The sequence below is a fragment of the Exiguobacterium sp. SH3S1 genome, from assembly GCF_004337105.1.
In the GTDB taxonomy this organism is placed as follows: Bacteria; Bacillota; Bacilli; order Exiguobacteriales; family Exiguobacteriaceae; genus Exiguobacterium; species Exiguobacterium aurantiacum_A.
Map to the genome: position 1 here is coordinate 1 of NZ_SJUW01000022.1, position 15909 is coordinate 15909.

Consider the following 15909-nt stretch of genomic DNA (forward strand, 5'->3'; position numbering starts at 1 on the left):
CTGACCGCCCCCAGGAAAGCGGCGTGCCGGACAGGGCGGCTCGAAGGGCAATGAAAGCAGATGAGCGTCATCCCATCCGGGACGACGCTCATCTGCTTAAAATCATTTGAAGTTTTTCAGTGCCCTCCCCAGTTGAGCGGTGGTACACTAGTCAGTCGATTGCTTTTGCTTGCTTCATAACGTCTCGTTCAATCGCTTCACGTTTCGCCGTCGTCGTCTCGGCACTATCCGCGTGAACACTGAAATAGAACTTGATCTTTGGCTCTGTGCCAGACGGGCGGAGACAGAACCATGACCCGTCCTCGAAGACGAATTTGAGCACGTTCGAAGACGGCAAGTCGATGTCCTCGGTCGTATTTTGACGAAGCTCGGTTGCGACTTGTTGCTTGTAATCCTCGAAGCGGACGACTTCATAGCCGGCAACTTCTTGCGGCGGGTTGGCACGGAACGCTTCCATCATCCGGCCGATCTGTTCAAGCCCGGCTTTCCCTTTCAACGTCATCGATTGAAGCGATTCCTCATAAAAGCCATACTTCTCATAAATCGCTTGGAGCGCGTCATACAACGTTCGCCCCTGCGCCTTATGGAAAGCTGCCATCTCGGCGCCGAGCACGCACGCCTGAACAGCGTCTTTATCACGGCAGAAGTCGCCGATCAAATAACCGTAGCTCTCTTCATAACCGAACAAGAACTCGTACTCACCTGACTCCTCATACTGTTTAATCTTCTCACCGATGAATTTAAAGCCGGTGAGCGTGTTCTCGAGATGCACGCCATACGCTTTGGCGATGGCCGCCCCGAGCTCGGACGTGACGATCGTTTTCGCGACGAATCCGTTCGCTGGCAGCGTGCCGGTCTCGACTTTTTGCGATAGGATGTAATCCATCAAGAGCGCTCCGGTCTGGTTCCCCGTCAAGACGAACCATTCCCCGTCGCGGTCACGCACGGTGAAGCCGACGCGGTCACCATCGGGATCGGTCGCCATGAGCAGATCAGCGCTGACACGGTCACCATATTCCATCGCCAGCTTGAACGCCGCTCGCTCTTCCGGGTTCGGGGAACTGACCGTCGGGAACGCGCCGTCTGGTTCGGCTTGCTCTTCGACGATCGTAACATGGTCAAACCCGTACGCCTTGAGTCCTTCCATAATTGGGCGACGTCCCGTGCCATGAAGGGGCGAGAAGACGATTTTCAGGGCGTCTGTTGGGACGTCCTTATGGATTCGAATCGCTTGAAGAGCTTCCAAATAAGCAGCATCGACAGACTCATCGACAGTGACGAGCGTCCCGTCGGCGCGGAGTGTTGCTTCGTCTTGGACCGGGATGCTTAACTCGTCCTCGATCGCGTTGACGTAAGACACGAGCTCGTCCGCCTCGGCCGGCGGTAATTGCCCGCCGTCGGCGCCATACACTTTAAAGCCGTTATACTCAGGCGGGTTATGACTCGCCGTGATGACGACTCCTCCAAACGCGCCTAAGCGTCTGACGGCGAATGACAGCTCTGGCGTTGTCCGTAAGCTCGGGAACAAGTAAGTCTTGATCCCGTTCGATGCAAACGTTCGTGCCGCCTCGAGCGCGAATTCAGGTGAGTAGTGACGTGGATCATGGGCGATGACGACACCGTGCCGTTTCGCTTCCTCGCCTGACGCCGAAATAAAGTCGGCAAATCCTTGTGCCGCTTTACGAATCGTATAGACGTTCATTCGATTGGCACCTGGTCCGATCTCACCGCGCATACCACCCGTTCCGAATTCAAGCGTCTTATAAAACGCTTCTTCGAGTGTCGTCTCATTTTTTGCCATCTCGTCTAATTCGGTCCGAAGATAAGGTTCAAGTTCCTCATATTGATTCCAACGCTCATATGTTTGTTGCCATGCCATGGTCAATTCCCCTTTCGACGTTCAAATTCAATCGAAGTACTCGCCAATTTGTTCCATCTTGTATACGATGGGAGTAACGAAACTTCGAGGTGATACTATGTTTCCAACTATGCGTGCCCAAGAATTGAAACAAATCGTCCATACGGACTCAATCCGATTTATTGATTGCCGCTATTCATTGAACGACGCTTCATACGGAAAATACGTGTACCGTCAAGGACATCTCCCGAATGCCATCCATCTCGACTTGATGGAAGACTTGTCAGGCCCTGTGTCCGTTCACGGCGGACGTCACCCGCTCCCGTCAAAAGCAGCGTGGACGGAGACGCTCCGACGCATCGGCATCCAAAAGGACGACTTGATCATTATTTACGACGACGGTTTCCCATACGCCGCACGTGCTTGGTGGTTATTCAAGTGGGCCGGCCATGAGCGCGTCATCGTGCTCGAAGGCGGAATTCAGGCCGGCATCACTTACTGTGGTGAGACAACGACCGAGATTCCGACGTACCCTGCTTCGACATACGTCCCTGATTTCCACGACGATATGATCGCCACGATCGAAGACGTGCGCGCCGCAACGACAACAGGCGGCCTATATGACTCAAGAACGGCCGACCGTTACGACGGAAGCCACGAACCGATCGATAAAAAAGCCGGGCATATCCCGAACGCCCTGCTCTGCCCATACGTAGACGCTGTCACGGAGCTCGGGACGCTTCAAGACTTTCACGATTTGCGCGAACTTTACACCAACGTGCTCGATGTCCCGAACCCGATTTTTTATTGCGGCAGCGGTGTCACCGCTTGCGTGAACATTTTGGCGTTGCACGCGCTCGGTAAAGACGATGTCCGTCTCTATCCCGGTTCATACTCTGACTGGATCAGTTATCCAGACAACAAGGTCCACCCATAACGGGTGGATTTTTTTATCAAAATTAGACGAGAATACTCCCACTTCTAAACGACGCGGGCGAAGCCCTAGTGAAAGTGGGAGATGAATCGCCTTCGAACCAGGCGTGTCTTTCGATACGTCAATGGTTCGACATCGTGTTTGAACTTCCTGAAATCCGGTAAAAAATAAGTGTCACGTTCCTTGAAAACTGAAGATATAGGGTTGTGGCAGGAAGTTCGTCTGTCACGTAAAATCTTCAACGTTCACCTAGCGGATGACCGAAGTAGCGAAAACCAAGCAAAGTAGGCATCCGCACTAAAGAAACGGACAAGATCAACTTTCAACCGTCGGGACAACGGGGGTAGCCTGATAATGTTCCGGTCGTTAGGCCGGATAACTCAGGAATCCTCCACCTCTAAGCAAGGCCTAGGTGGGGGTAGTTCAATTCACACTCGTCGGCTTGATGTTCCAAACCGCGTTCGCATATTCCGTGATGGTGCGGTCACTCGAGAAAATACCAGACTTAGCCGTATTGACGATTGAACTTTCCGCCCAACGCGCCTTATCTGCGAACGCTTCATCGACGCGTCGCTGTGCCTGCATGTAGGACATGAAGTCTTTCAAGACGAGGAAGTCATCATTATAGACGAGAAGCGAATCAAAGATCGCTTGGAATTGATACTCCCCGACCTTATCGAACGTCCCGTTGACGAGACTGTCGACGACGTTACGTACTTCGGTGTTGGCATGATAAATGTCGGCCGCATGATACCCGCCGAATTTCTTATAGTTCATGACTTCTTGCGGCGCCAATCCGAAAATGAAGATATGGTCGTCACTGACCGCATCGCGAATCTCGATGTTCGCCCCGTCAAGCGTACCGATTGTGAGCGCTCCGTTCATCATGAACTTCATGTTTCCGGTTCCTGACGCCTCGTAGCTCGCCGTCGAGATCTGTTCACTAACGTCCGAGCCCGGGAAGATCCGTTCGGCCATCGAGACGCGGTAGTTCTCAAGAAAAACGATCTTGATGAACTGACTCGCCCGTTTGTCCTTGTTAATCATCGACGCGAGGGCATTGATGTAGCGGATGACTTCTTTCGCGTAATAATAACCTGGCGCCGCTTTCGCTCCGAAGATGAACGTCCGTGGGACCATTGTGAACGTCGGGTCTGCTTGAATCTTTTGATAGAGCGCGTGAATATGCATCGCGTTCATGAGCTGACGCTTGTACGCGTGCAGACGTTTGACTTGAACATCGAAAATCGAGTTCGGGTCGACACTGATTCCCGTCTCATCTTGAATGTAAGCCGCTAAGTCGAGTTTATTTTGTTGTTTTACTTCCATCACTTGCTCCTGGAAGCTCGTATCTTTCGAGACGCCCATCAACTTCTCAAGATCGTTCGGGTGCTCGATCCATGACGGACCGATTGCGTCCGTGATCAAGTTCGATAGACGTGGATTTGATTTCAAGAGCCAACGGCGATGCGTGATGCCGTTCGTCTTGTTATTGAAACGAAGCGGGAACATTTCGTACAAGTGGCGCATCTCGCGTTGTTTTAAAATATCTGTATGAATACGGGCGACCCCGTTCGTCGAATGTGACCCGACGACGGCAAGGTTTGCCATGTTAATGTAATTGTTCGAGACGATCGCAATCTCACCCATATGCGGTTCAAGGTGTGGATAATTGACGAGCACGTCTCTACAGAAACGACGGTTGATTTCATTAATGATTTGATAGATTCGTGGTAATAGACGCTCGTACATCTCGACCGGCCACTTTTCAAGCGCCTCGGCGAGAAGTGTATGGTTTGTGAACGACATGACACTCTTCGTCACGCGCCACGCCTCATCCCAGCCATATCCGTGATCATCCATCAAAATCCGCATCAGTTCAGGGATCGCGACGACCGGGTGGGTATCGTTAATGTGGACAGCGTAGTAGTCGCCTAAATGTTTGAGTGATTTGTTGTGTCGCAAGTAAGACGCGATCATCGATTGGACACCCGCTGACACGAAGAAGTACTGTTGTTTCAAACGGAGCACTTTACCTTCATACGTCGTGTCGTCCGGATAAAGGAACTCCGAGATCGTCGCAATCGACTGCTTGTGTTTCAACAAGTCTTTGTACGACCCTTTCGTGCGTTCCATATACTCTTCGTCATCAAATGGCGACTCCGCATTCCAAAGCCGGAGCGTGTTCACAACGTCGTTCTTGTAACCGATGATCGGCATATCGTATGGGACGGCGCGTACGACTTCGTCTGGGTGATGAACGACACGGAGACGGTCTCCGATCTGCTTCATCTCGATCCAGCCCCCAAAATTCACGTCAACCGCACGATCGGCACGGCGCGTCTCCCACATATTTCCGTCTCGGAGCCAGTTGTCCGGCAACTCGACTTGATAGCCGTCGACGATTTTTTGTTTGAACAAACCGTAACGATAACGAATCCCGTTACCGTGACCGGGCAGACTGAGCGCGGCAAGTGAATCGAGGAAACAAGCGGCCAGACGGCCCAGTCCACCATTACCGAGTCCAGGTTCCGGCTCGAACTCCGTGATTTCCGTGAAATCAAAACCGAGTTCTTCAAGTCCTTCTTGGACAACTTCTAAAACATCCATACTGAGTAAGTTGTTATAGAGGAAGCGGCCTAACAAAAACTCGAGCGAGAAATAGATGACTTGCTTGCTCTGTTTGGCTTCTTGCTTGTCGCGTGTGTTGATCCATTTCGGAATCGCTTGTTCACGCACCATCGTTGCCAACGTTTGATACACTTCCTGCTCGGTCCCTTCATCGAACGATTTCCCGTTTAAGGCGACGAATCTTTCTTGAAACGAAGTGACGAAGCTCTGTTTATCTGTAAACATATATGTGTAAATCTCCTTCCAGTCATGCGAATAGGTGATATAACTCACGGTATTGCTTAGCGGATTGTTTCCAGCTGAAGTCCGAAGTCATCGCTTGATGGACGAGCGCATTCCAAGTGTTATCCTCGTAGAAGACACGAATTGATTTTTCAATCGTCGCGAGCATCTCGTGAGCGTTGTAGTTCAAGAAACCGAAGCCAGTCCCTTCTTGCGTATAATCATTGTAAGGTTTGACCGTGTCTCGGAGTCCGCCTGTCTCACGAACGATCGGAAGCGTTCCATAACGCATCGAGATCAATTGGCTAAGGCCGCACGGTTCGAATCGAGATGGCATCAAGAAGGCGTCTGATCCCGCATAAATCAAGTGGGCCAGTTCGATATCGAACCCGATATACGAACCGATTTTCCCAGGATGGGCTGCCGTCATCTCATGAACAATCGCCTCATATTCAGGTTGACCCGATCCAAGGAAGACGAACTGGCAATCCAAATTCCCCAACTCATGGTTCACCGCATGAATCAAATCGAGACCTTTTTGCTCGACGAGACGACTCACGAATCCGATCAACATGATATCATCACGCACTTCGAGACCGTAACGTTCTTGAAGCATGCGCTTGTTGGCAAGCTTCCCTGTTTTGACCGTATCGAGATCATACGTTTGTGCGATTCGTTTGTCCGTGCTCGGGTCGTTCGTCGCCAAATCGAGACCGTTCAAGATGCCGCGGACGTCGACGGCACGGTGGCGTAGTGCCGCATCTAAACCTTCGCCATAGTAAGGTTCCATGATCTCATCGCGATAAGATGGACTCACCGTCGTGATTTGGTCGGAATGGACGATACCGGCCTTCATGTAATTGACGAGGCCGTTATGTTGGATGCCCTCTGCCGTGAAATGCTCGTGCCCAAACTGCAGCAGTTCACCAAGCACAGCTTCCGGGAAGATCCCCTGGTATTGCAGGTTATGGATAGTAAAGACCGTTCGAATCTTTTGGTACGCTTCGATGTGTTGATAATGGATTCGTAGAAACGCCGGAAGGACACCCGTCTGCCAATCGTGGCAGTGCAACACGTCCGGAACTTCTTCAATCTGCCCGATCATCTCAAGGACGGCTCGGGAGAAAAAGGCGAATCGTTCTGCATCATCGTAATGACCGTAGAGCACGCCTTCGCGATTAAAATAGTACTCGTTATCGATAAAGTAATACGTGATCCCGTCGCGCTCTAACTTCAAGACGGCCCCGAACTGCTTACGCCAGCCGACCGGGACGATCAAATCGAATAAATATTCCATCTCATCGACATATTCTTGTGCAATCGAGCCATACTTCGGCATTACGACACTGACATCTTCACCAAGGCTAGACACCGCTTGAGGGAGCGAGCCAATCACATCGGCAAGCCCCCCCGTTTTCATGAACGGTGCCGCTTCTGAAGCGACATACCATATTTTCATAATATCCTCCTTTAAACCGTTGTCCGTTTTCTGATGACGATCGGTTCATCGACCGTTCCACGAATGACCTGTCCACGTTTCACGACCACTTCTTTGTCTAAAATGGCGTTCTCGACGACAGCCCCTTCTTCGATGATCGACTTGGATAAAATGATTGAATTTTTGACGCGCGCATGTTCACTGATGACCACACCCCGGAACAAAATGCTAGTTTGGACTTCTCCACTGATTTTACATCCATTGGCGACTAGCGCTTCATTCACTTTCGCCCCTTTCAAGTAGCGAGTCGGCGGCTCATGTTTGATCTTCGTGTAAATATGAGGGAAGTCGTAGATGATTCCTTCTTGGCGAAGTAAGCGCATACTTTCATTATAGTACGAAAGCACCGAGTGAATCACCTGCGTTTTACCCGTATAGTGATATCCATGAACGTGGAGACGGTGGAGCTGAGGACGAATAACGCCGTCTAACAAGTCATACTCCCCTTTTGACGTCGCTTCATCGACGAGGCGGAGGAATAAGTTTTTCGACATAACGATCGTTTCTGTATATGCATGCTCATCGTCCGGGCTAAAGCCGCGCTCCCCGATCCCGACGACACGGTCGTTTTCCCCGAGTCGAATCGGACGACAGTAGCCACATTTTTGTTCATGCTCCGTGTAGGCGAGCGTGATGTCCGCACCCATCGATTTATGATGTTCGAGCATGTTTTGATAATCGATTGTCGTCAACACGTTCGAGCCGGTAATGACGACGTAAGCTTGTTTGCTGCGCACGAAGTGTTCCCGGTGCATCGCGAAGTTCGCTAAATCTCCGAGATAGGCTTCGCCATCCGGTTTAAGCGCCGGCGGGAAGATATGCAATCCGCCTTGTGAGCGGTCAAGATCCCACTCTTTGCCTGATCCTACATGGTCCATTAAAGAACGATACTTATCAAGTGTAAAAATCCCAACTTGATCGATACCTTGGGTAATCATATTCGTCAATGTAAAGTCGATGAGACGATAGCGCCCCGAGAACGGGACAGATGCTAAGTTGCGATGTCCCGTTAACTCCGGGAATAACCCTTCTTCGGTACCTAAGTTGATGATTCCTAACAAATCATTCGTCAACAATAACGCCTCCTTGCGTCGGTCTATTTTAGTATCAAGCACGTTGCTTGAAGACTGTTCCACTTTCGATATTTTCATGCGGCTCGATGACAACGATGTCACCCCCCGGCTCACCAACTGTCGCGCCGTCTTCAATGACGGCACAGCTAGCGACAATGGCTCTATGAATTGTAACGTCTTTCCCGATGCGGGCCCCTGGCATGATGACGGAGTCTTTCACAAGCGACCCTTCACCGACACGCACGTCATAGAACAAGACCGAATGTTGGACTTCTCCTTCGATTCGGCATCCTTCATTGATGACCGACTGCTCGACACAAGCATCTTTTCCGATGAATTGCGGCGTTTGGTTCGGGTTGACCGAGTAAATTTTAAAGTCTGGGTCATATAAATCGAACGGAGGATCTTCTTCGAGCAGGTCCATGTTCGCTTCCCATAGTGACTGGATCGTACCAACGTCTTTCCAGTAGCCTTTGAATTTATAGGCGAAGACGTTCAATCCGTCGATAAGCGTGTTTGGAATGATGTTCTTCCCAAAGTCAAAGCTTGACGTCTCGTCTTCCGCGTCTTGAATCAAGTGTTCGCGCAACACTTTCCAGTTGAAGATATAGATCCCCATCGACGCCAAGTTGCTCTTCGGCTTCTCAGGTTTTTCATCGAATTCGTTAATACGCAAATCATCGCTCGTATTCAAGATTCCGAAGCGCGGTGCTTCATCCCATGGGACGGCCATGACTGAAATCGTCACATCGGCTTGTTTTTCTTTGTGGAAATCGAGCATCTTCTCGTAATCCATTTTGTAAATGTGATCTCCCGATAAGATCAACACGTACTCCGGATCGTAGTCATCGATATAGCTCAAGTTCCGGTAGATCGCATTCGCAGTACCTTCGTACCAGTTTTTCCCCGACTGAGCTTGGTATGGCGGCAAGATAGCTAATCCGCCATTGCGGCGATCTAAATCCCAGGCAGACCCGATGCCGAGGTAACGGTTTAATTCTAACGGCTCATATTGTGTCAACACACCGACTGTCGTGATTCCCGAATTCGTACAGTTCGATAGTGGGAAATCGATAATCCGGTACTTCCCTCCAAAGTTGACGGCAGGCTTTGCCGTCTTTCTTGTGAGAGGCCCAAGTCTCTTGCCTTCCCCGCCAGCGAGGAGCATCGCAACCATTTCTTGCTTCATAGTACTGCCTCCTAAATTCATAATATAAACCTCTAATACCCTTTTTCGCTGTTTCCTAATGTATTCCTGCTTAAATTATTATATGATAGCGTTTACATTTTGAATTTTATTGAAAGTTTGACGATATAATGAATAGAGAAAGAGGTGAGACGATGAGAGCATGGCTCGGGGTTGTGTTTATTGCTGGATTGGTTGCCGTCGGCTTCACAGTCAGCGGAGCTTTAAAAGAAGAGATTGACCAAGCGAAAACGATTGTCGAGTGGGGTGAAGAGGCCGTCAGCTCCGCTCCGCTCTCATCGAAACATGCTGTCACGCTCACTTATAAAGGAGGGGCGGAACAGCTGTACTTGAACGGTCGCCGCAACGACGTCTCCGTCAATGGGCTTCCGAATCACATCCGTGAAGCAATCATCGTCATTGAGGACCGGAAGTTCAACGCCCATCCCGGCTATGACCTCGGAGGGATTGCCCGAGCGTTCATCAATAACGCCAACGAATCGTCGGTCCAAGGCGGGAGCACGATTACCCAACAACTGGCCCGAAACGTTTATTTAACGCACGAACGGACGTATGAGCGCAAAGTAAAGGAATTAATGATCGCACGAGCGCTTGAAAAAAATTATAGTAAAAAAGAAATTATGACCGCCTACAGCAACGTCATTTTCTTCGGTCATAACGTCTATGGTATCCAGTCGGCGGCCGATACGTACTTCTCCCGTCCACTCGACGATTTGAACTGGAACCAGATCGCTTACTTGCTGACCGTGCCGAATAATCCGTCCCTTTACGATCCGCTTGACCCGTCGCCTGCCTTTTACGAGCGTAAAGATCGCATCCTCACGCAATTGAGAGATGCGGGCGTCCTATCAAAGCAAGCATATGATGCGTTTCACGGCGTCAAACTCAAGGCCTCTTATCGCAGCCACAAAGTCCGCTATCCAGACTATATGGACACGGTCATGAAAGACGCGGTCCGCCTCGTCCGTACACGTTATGACCTCGATGAAGAGGCGGCCAAAAACTACTTGGCGAGCAATAAAGCGACAGTCGAAACGTATTTGTCCGTCGAACGTCAAAACCAAGCGAAACAAGTGATGAGCCGCTTACCGAACGGCTTGAACGGGGGCTATGCCGAATTGACGCCGAACGGGCGCATCGTCGCCCTCGTCGATTCTGATATGAAGCAGAGTGGTGAATTCAACCGGGCCACCCAAGCGTACCGGCAGCCGGGCTCGGCTATAAAACCTGTCCTTGTGTTTGCGCCTTACATCGAAGAGACCGGAGCGACGCTCGATACGGTGCTTGACGGACGACCTGTCTGTTACGGGACGTATTGCCCGACGAACAGCGGCAACCGTGTCCTAGGCGACGTCACGCTCCAAGATACGATCGCTTACTCGTATAACACACCGGCACTCGCCGCGTTCACGGCGATCGACCAAGAGCGAGCGTACGAGACGGCCGACATGATGTTCAGCCAGTGGGATCCAGCCAAGGACAGCAATCTCGCGAGCGCGCTCGGCGGTCTGACACAAGGAGTATCTCCGAAGGAACTCGCTGCCGCGTACACGCCTTTTCTCAATAAAGGTGTGTACGTATCTGGTCAGACGATTAAAGAAATCCGCTTTGCTTCGGGCGTCCCGACAATCAGCCCGGACATGATGAAACAAGCCGTCTGGTCGGACGAGACGGCCTCGGCGATGCAAGAAGCGTTATCTGCCGTCACAACGTACGGGACGGGACGTTACGCCGGCCAGATCAAGCGCCCTTACGTCGGAGGCAAGACCGGCACGACCAACTCGCATAAGGACATGTGGTATGTCGGCTTGACCGATCAGACGATCACGGCAATCTGGCTCGGTGCCGACACGCCGCGTCCGTTCCCGGAGCTTGCCAACCGGGCGTACCCGGCTATCGTTTGGACAGAGGCGCATCGCTAAAAAACAAGGCTAGAGGATGAGTCCTCTAGCCTTGTTTCGTCTGTCTGTATGTTTTCAGATGGACCAGCCACTCTTCTCCTGTCACAGTGTTCATAAGATGATATCCCCGACCGAGTTAAACAGCCTGAGGAGCGCCCAAACGAGCCCGCTTAACAGAATCGCCCACATCATCGCTTGAATCAACAAGAGCCCGATTGCTCGAAGTGTCGACATCAACTGGCTGACTTGCCAAATGTAGTAGAATAAATAGACGACAAACGTGCCAAGCAAGACCGCAATCGCTGCCGGCAGTGAAGTCAAAAACAAAAAACTGACACCTGAACCGACCAAGAAAATTGTCGCTCCTGGCTTTAAGCGATGGAGCGAGCTCCCGTTCGTCTCACGCGCAAAAAATGCGAAACCGAGTTGGTTAAACGTATCGGCGACGAGTTTAAAGGCGCTAAACAGCATGAAGTATATCGTGAAGAACATGACGAGCACGAGGATCTTCGTCTCTTGGACAGACAACAGCGCGATGATTTCACTATACACCCCGACACGCGTCAGCCATTGAATGGCGTATTCAGATGTGGCGATAGCGAGTGACATCGAAAAAAGAATGATCCCAATCAACGGGGCGTAGCTTAACAAGTACACATTTGTTTTCATATCGGCTCTCATTTCACAAGAATTTCTCATATTCAGTGCAAATCTATTATCAAGTATATTATAATATTCGTAGTCACGGAGAACAAAAGGGGGATTTTTAAATGGGATTATTACTAATGGTCGGAATCAGCGTCGCCTTCCTTGCGGCGATCTTAACAGCAGGATACAACAGAAAACCTGAAGGTAATCAATAAGAGCCGCGATTCTCACGAATCGGGCTCTTTTTTCTTACTTTAATCCCGCATAACCTTGTTGGCGTAGCGCCTCATAGACGATGATGGCCGCCGTGTTCGAGACGTTGAGCGAACGGACGAGGTTTGACTGGGGCAAGCGGATGCAGCGGTCAAGGTTGTCCTCGATCACTTCCATCGGCAAGCCTTTCGTCTCACGTCCGAAGACGAAGAAATAGTCCTTCTCGACGTCAGACACGTCAAGGTCACTCGGATACTGTTCGCCGTACTTTGTAATATAGAAAAACTCGCCGTCCGGATGTTGTGCCCATAGTTCGTCAAGCGAGTCATGGTAACGGACGTCAACGAACTGCCAATAGTCGAGGCCGGCCCGTTTTAACATTTTGTCATCCGTCGAGAAGCCGAGCGGACGAATCAGATGGAGCACCGAGTTCGTTGCCGCACACGTCCGCGAGACGTTGCCCGTATTTGCCGGGATTTCCGGTTGAAACATTACTACATGGTTAGCCATAATCTATTCCTCACTTCACTTGTTCGATATCGAGTAATCGTTGTTTTTGATCGAGCCCGCCCGCAAAACCCGTGAGCTGTCCGCTGCTGCCGACGACACGATGGCATGGGAAGATGACAGGCAGCGGATTACGGTTCAACGCCTGGCCGACAGCACGGACTGCTTTCGGACGTCCGATCTGCTCCGCGATTTGTTTATACGTCCGCGTCTCACCAGACGGGATCGTCAACAGCGCATCCCACACTTCTTGTTGGAAAACCGTCCCGTTCATGTCAATCCAGGCGCGGTCAATTGCTTGGAGTCCTTCCCGTTCGACCCGTTCGATCATGTCGACGAGCCACATCGGTGCGCTCCCATCTGCCTGTTCTGTTTCCGCAAAATCTAACGCAATTAATTTCCCCTGCTCATTTAATTCGTATGATAACGTTCCCCATTTAGATGACACGGTCTTCACGTTCCCACTCCTCTCGGAATATACGAATCTCTTCTTTAACCAGTTCTGATTGCTCTACGCGTTCGATCTCTTGATAGATTGCTTCGGCATCAGTACCGAGAATCGCACCGATCGCCCAGACAGCCGTCGCCCGCATGTCTTCACGCTCATCGGTTTGAATGAATGTTTCGAGCACCGAGACGGCTGACGGTTCACGATAATGCGCGAGCGCTAAGATCGCGTTACGTTGAATAGGCTTCTTACCGCGCCACGAGCCGGACAAGTGACCAAACTTCGCCTTGAACTCGCGGTTACTCAAGCTGAGCAGCGGTTCGAGCAACGGTTTGACGACTTCTGCCTCCGGCAACAGCTCTTCATGATGGCGCCAATCTTTCTTACGGTTATATGGACAGACTTGTTGGCACGTATCACAGCCGTAAAGGCGTCCGCCAAGCTTCGAGCGGAACTCTCTCGGCATGAGCGTCTTCATCTGGGTCAAGTAAGCGATGCACCGTTTGGCGTCAAGCACACCCGGTTCGACGAGCGCCGTCGTCGGACAGGCGGTCATGCACTTATCACAGTCCCCGCACCCGTCCTCGATTGCTGTATCGGGCGGCAGATATGTGTCTAAAATCATCTCGCCCAAGTACAGGTAAGATCCCTTCTCCGGCGAAATGATCGAGCAATTTTTTCCACTAAACCCGATTCCGGCCCGTTCGGCCACAGCCCGGTCAACGAGTTCACCCGTGTCGACCATCGAGCGCGTTTTGACGCCGGGAACGAGTTCTTCGATATACACTTGAAGCTGTTCAAGCCGTGAGCCGACGGCGCGATGATAGTCAAGCCCCCACGAGGCACGCGCGAACAACCCACGCCGTTCACCTACCACGCTTCGGGGCGCATCTTTCAATTTGCTCGGGTAGGCAACCGCAATCGCAATGATCGACTGGGCGTCCTCTAACAATAGTTCAGGCGTCGTCCGCTTATCAAGATCCGGTTCTTCAAATCCTGAAGCGAAGTCTTTCTCTTGTTGTTTGATGAGCCGTTGTTTCATGACGATGAACGGATCGGCCGTCGTCACTTTCAACTCATCGATCCCGATTGACGCAGCGTACTCGACAATCTGTTGTTTTAGTATCTCAGGAGTCATCCCATTCATCACCTCACTCTTCTTATTTTCGCATACAAAAAATCTCCCCGCCACTAAGGGCAGAGAGATATGAAGCGGGTGAAGAGAATCGAACTCTCGTCATCAGCTTGGAAGGCTGAGGTTTTACCATTAAACTACACCCGCAGAGAGTACCGGTGGTCGGAGTCGAACCGACACTCCAGAGGAACACGATTTTGAGTCGTGCGCGTCTACCAATTCCGCCACACCGGCATATTATGTTGGAGGCGCCAGTCGGAATCGAACCGACGATAGAGGAGTTGCAGTCCTCTGCCTTACCACTTGGCTATGGCGCCAAAGAGATTAAATGGAGCGGAAGACGGGATTCGAACCCGCGACCCCGACCTTGGCAAGGTCGTATTCTACCACTGAACTACTTCCGCAAAATGGCTGGGCTGGAAGGGATCGAACCTACGCATGTCGGAATCAAAATCCGATGCCTTACCACTTGGCTACAGCCCAACAAAATGGGGCGACTGAAGGGAATTGAACCCTCGAATGCCGGAATCACAATCCGGTGCGTTAACCACTTCGCCACAATCGCCATAATAAACAGGGGCAGCAGGAATCGAACCCGCGCTGACGGTTTTGGAGACCGTAGTTCTACCGCTAAACTATGCCCCTAAAGTGGTGGGGGGGGGCGGATTCGAACCGCCGAACCCGAGGGAGCGGATTTACAGTCCGCCGCGTTTAGCCACTTCGCTACCCCCCCACATGGTGGCTTTGGACGGAATCGAACCGCCGACACAAGGATTTTCAGTCCTTTGCTCTACCAACTGAGCTACAAAGCCATGTATGTAGTAATTTAGTTAAATAAAAAAATGGCGGTCCTGACGGGATTCGAACCCGCGATCTTCTGCGTGACAGGCAGACATGTTAACCGCTACACCACAGGACCAAAGCTAATTGCGGGGGCTGGATTTGAACCAACGACCTTTGGGTTATGAGCCCAACGAGCTACCAGACTGCTCCACCCCGCGACGATATAAAAATTAAATGGTGACCCGTACGGGAATCGAACCCGTGTTACCGCCGTGAAAGGGCGGTGTCTTAACCGCTTGACCAACGGGCCATAATTAGTATGGATAAACTGGCGGAGAGCAAGGGATTCGAACCCTTGAGACGGTTGTGCCGCCTACACGAATTCCAATCGTGCTCCTTCGGCCACTCGGACAGCTCTCCAAAGAAGAGAAAAAGTGGCTCCGCAAGTAGGATTTGAACCTACGACCTACCGGTTAACAGCCGGTTGCTCTACCACTGAGCTATTGCGGAACGATCTTGCCTGGCAACGTCCTATCCTCACAGGGGGAGACCCCCAACTACTTTCGGCGCTGAAGCGCTTAACTTCCGTGTTCGGCATGGGAACGGGTGTGGCCGCTTCGCTGTCGCCACCAGACAAGTATTATATTAACATCATTTAACAGTGACGTCAATATGTTTTTAAGAGATTGAACTCTCAAAACTGAAGATTCATCAATACAAACCATTTCTAGATCAAAGCCTCGACCGATTAGTATCATTCAGCTCCACACGTCGCCGTGCTTCCACCCATGACCTATCTACCTCATCGTCTCTGAGGGGTCTTTCTTGATTGCTCAAAGGGAAATCTCATC

Annotated in this window: 11 protein-coding genes, 14 tRNA genes and 2 rRNA genes; 2 read left to right on the forward strand and 25 right to left on the reverse strand. The window is 51.1% G+C overall.

The annotated features are described in order from the left end of the window. Nucleotides 1-151: 151 nt before the first annotated feature. Nucleotides 152-1879, reverse strand: coding sequence for a phospho-sugar mutase (locus EVJ26_RS13920; protein ID WP_131468828.1), 1728 nt, complete (start codon nucleotides 1877-1879; stop codon nucleotides 152-154). Nucleotides 1880-1976: 97 nt separating this feature from the next. Here EVJ26_RS13920 and EVJ26_RS13925 point away from each other — a divergent pair, with 97 nt between their 5' ends. Further along, on the forward strand, nucleotides 1977-2795 hold the full coding sequence (locus tag EVJ26_RS13925; protein WP_236635597.1) for a sulfurtransferase: 819 nt from the start codon (nucleotides 1977-1979) through the stop codon (nucleotides 2793-2795). 420 nt (nucleotides 2796-3215) lie between these two features. Here the strand turns inward: EVJ26_RS13925 and EVJ26_RS13930 are convergent, their stop codons facing one another. From EVJ26_RS13930 to EVJ26_RS13945, 4 genes are read right to left on the reverse strand one after another with little or no spacing between them, the layout of a single operon-like run. Next, nucleotides 3216-5648 carry a glycogen/starch/alpha-glucan phosphorylase gene (locus EVJ26_RS13930; RefSeq protein WP_131470768.1) on the reverse strand — a complete coding sequence of 811 codons (2433 nt, stop codon included), beginning with the start codon at nucleotides 5646-5648 and terminating at the stop codon, nucleotides 3216-3218. Between the two features lie 22 nt (nucleotides 5649-5670). After that, nucleotides 5671-7104, reverse strand: a complete 1434-nt coding sequence (gene glgA, locus EVJ26_RS13935) for a glycogen synthase GlgA (RefSeq protein ID WP_131458145.1) — start codon at nucleotides 7102-7104, stop codon at nucleotides 5671-5673. An 11-nt stretch (nucleotides 7105-7115) separates the two neighbouring features. Further along, nucleotides 7116-8216 carry a glucose-1-phosphate adenylyltransferase subunit GlgD gene (gene glgD / locus EVJ26_RS13940; protein WP_131458147.1) on the reverse strand — a complete coding sequence of 367 codons (1101 nt, stop codon included), beginning with the start codon at nucleotides 8214-8216 and terminating at the stop codon, nucleotides 7116-7118. Nucleotides 8217-8250: 34 nt separating this feature from the next. Beyond that, entirely contained in the window at nucleotides 8251-9405 is a 1155-nt protein-coding gene (locus tag EVJ26_RS13945; RefSeq protein WP_131458149.1) for a glucose-1-phosphate adenylyltransferase, read from the reverse strand. A gap of 152 nt (nucleotides 9406-9557) precedes the next feature. Between EVJ26_RS13945 and EVJ26_RS13950 the strand changes: the two genes are divergently transcribed. Beyond that, nucleotides 9558-11345 (forward strand): transglycosylase domain-containing protein, encoded by a 1788-nt coding sequence (locus EVJ26_RS13950; protein ID WP_236634124.1) that lies wholly within the window; start codon nucleotides 9558-9560, stop codon nucleotides 11343-11345. 90 nt (nucleotides 11346-11435) lie between these two features. On the opposite strand, the gene EVJ26_RS13955 is transcribed toward EVJ26_RS13950, so the two are convergent. The 20 genes from EVJ26_RS13955 to EVJ26_RS14050 form a co-directional block, all read right to left on the reverse strand. Continuing rightward, the gene (locus tag EVJ26_RS13955) at nucleotides 11436-11993 is read right to left on the reverse strand and encodes a DUF5366 family protein (RefSeq protein WP_131441616.1); all 558 of its coding nucleotides are present in this window, start codon (nucleotides 11991-11993) and stop codon (nucleotides 11436-11438) included. Between the two features lie 228 nt (nucleotides 11994-12221). Further along, nucleotides 12222-12695, reverse strand: coding sequence for a tRNA (uridine(34)/cytosine(34)/5-carboxymethylaminomethyluridine(34)-2'-O)-methyltransferase TrmL (trmL, locus tag EVJ26_RS13960; protein ID WP_131458153.1), 474 nt, complete (start codon nucleotides 12693-12695; stop codon nucleotides 12222-12224). A gap of 10 nt (nucleotides 12696-12705) precedes the next feature. Beyond that, complete coding sequence (locus EVJ26_RS13965; protein WP_131458163.1) at nucleotides 12706-13140, reverse strand: methylated-DNA--[protein]-cysteine S-methyltransferase; 435 nt, start codon at nucleotides 13138-13140, stop codon at nucleotides 12706-12708. Then, nucleotides 13130-14278, reverse strand: a complete 1149-nt coding sequence (queG, locus tag EVJ26_RS13970) for a tRNA epoxyqueuosine(34) reductase QueG (RefSeq protein ID WP_131458165.1) — start codon at nucleotides 14276-14278, stop codon at nucleotides 13130-13132. The genes EVJ26_RS13965 and queG overlap by 11 nt, the downstream gene beginning before the upstream one ends. 73 nt (nucleotides 14279-14351) lie before the next feature. After that, nucleotides 14352-14422, reverse strand: a tRNA-Gly gene (locus tag EVJ26_RS13975). A gap of 6 nt (nucleotides 14423-14428) precedes the next feature. After that, nucleotides 14429-14509 (reverse strand) — tRNA-Leu (locus EVJ26_RS13980). Nucleotides 14510-14518: 9 nt separating this feature from the next. Next, a tRNA-Cys gene (locus tag EVJ26_RS13985) sits at nucleotides 14519-14592 on the reverse strand. A gap of 12 nt (nucleotides 14593-14604) precedes the next feature. Continuing rightward, a tRNA-Gly gene (locus EVJ26_RS13990) sits at nucleotides 14605-14679 on the reverse strand. Between the two features lie 4 nt (nucleotides 14680-14683). Beyond that, a tRNA-Gln gene (locus EVJ26_RS13995) sits at nucleotides 14684-14758 on the reverse strand. A gap of 6 nt (nucleotides 14759-14764) precedes the next feature. Further along, a tRNA-His gene (locus EVJ26_RS14000) sits at nucleotides 14765-14840 on the reverse strand. Nucleotides 14841-14849: 9 nt separating this feature from the next. Beyond that, nucleotides 14850-14920: transfer RNA gene (locus EVJ26_RS14005), tRNA-Trp, on the reverse strand. A gap of 4 nt (nucleotides 14921-14924) precedes the next feature. Further along, nucleotides 14925-15008, reverse strand: a tRNA-Tyr gene (locus EVJ26_RS14010). A 3-nt stretch (nucleotides 15009-15011) separates the two neighbouring features. Beyond that, nucleotides 15012-15087, reverse strand: a tRNA-Phe gene (locus EVJ26_RS14015). Nucleotides 15088-15118: 31 nt separating this feature from the next. Then, nucleotides 15119-15194 (reverse strand) — tRNA-Asp (locus tag EVJ26_RS14020). An 8-nt stretch (nucleotides 15195-15202) separates the two neighbouring features. After that, nucleotides 15203-15276 (reverse strand) — tRNA-Met (locus EVJ26_RS14025). A 17-nt stretch (nucleotides 15277-15293) separates the two neighbouring features. Further along, nucleotides 15294-15368: transfer RNA gene (locus EVJ26_RS14030), tRNA-Glu, on the reverse strand. A gap of 19 nt (nucleotides 15369-15387) precedes the next feature. Further along, nucleotides 15388-15478, reverse strand: a tRNA-Ser gene (locus EVJ26_RS14035). A 15-nt stretch (nucleotides 15479-15493) separates the two neighbouring features. Beyond that, nucleotides 15494-15568 (reverse strand) — tRNA-Asn (locus EVJ26_RS14040). A gap of 8 nt (nucleotides 15569-15576) precedes the next feature. Next, nucleotides 15577-15692: ribosomal RNA gene (gene rrf, locus EVJ26_RS14045) — 5S ribosomal RNA — on the reverse strand. A gap of 94 nt (nucleotides 15693-15786) precedes the next feature. Then, nucleotides 15787-15909 (reverse strand): 23S ribosomal RNA (locus tag EVJ26_RS14050); the annotation flags it as partial.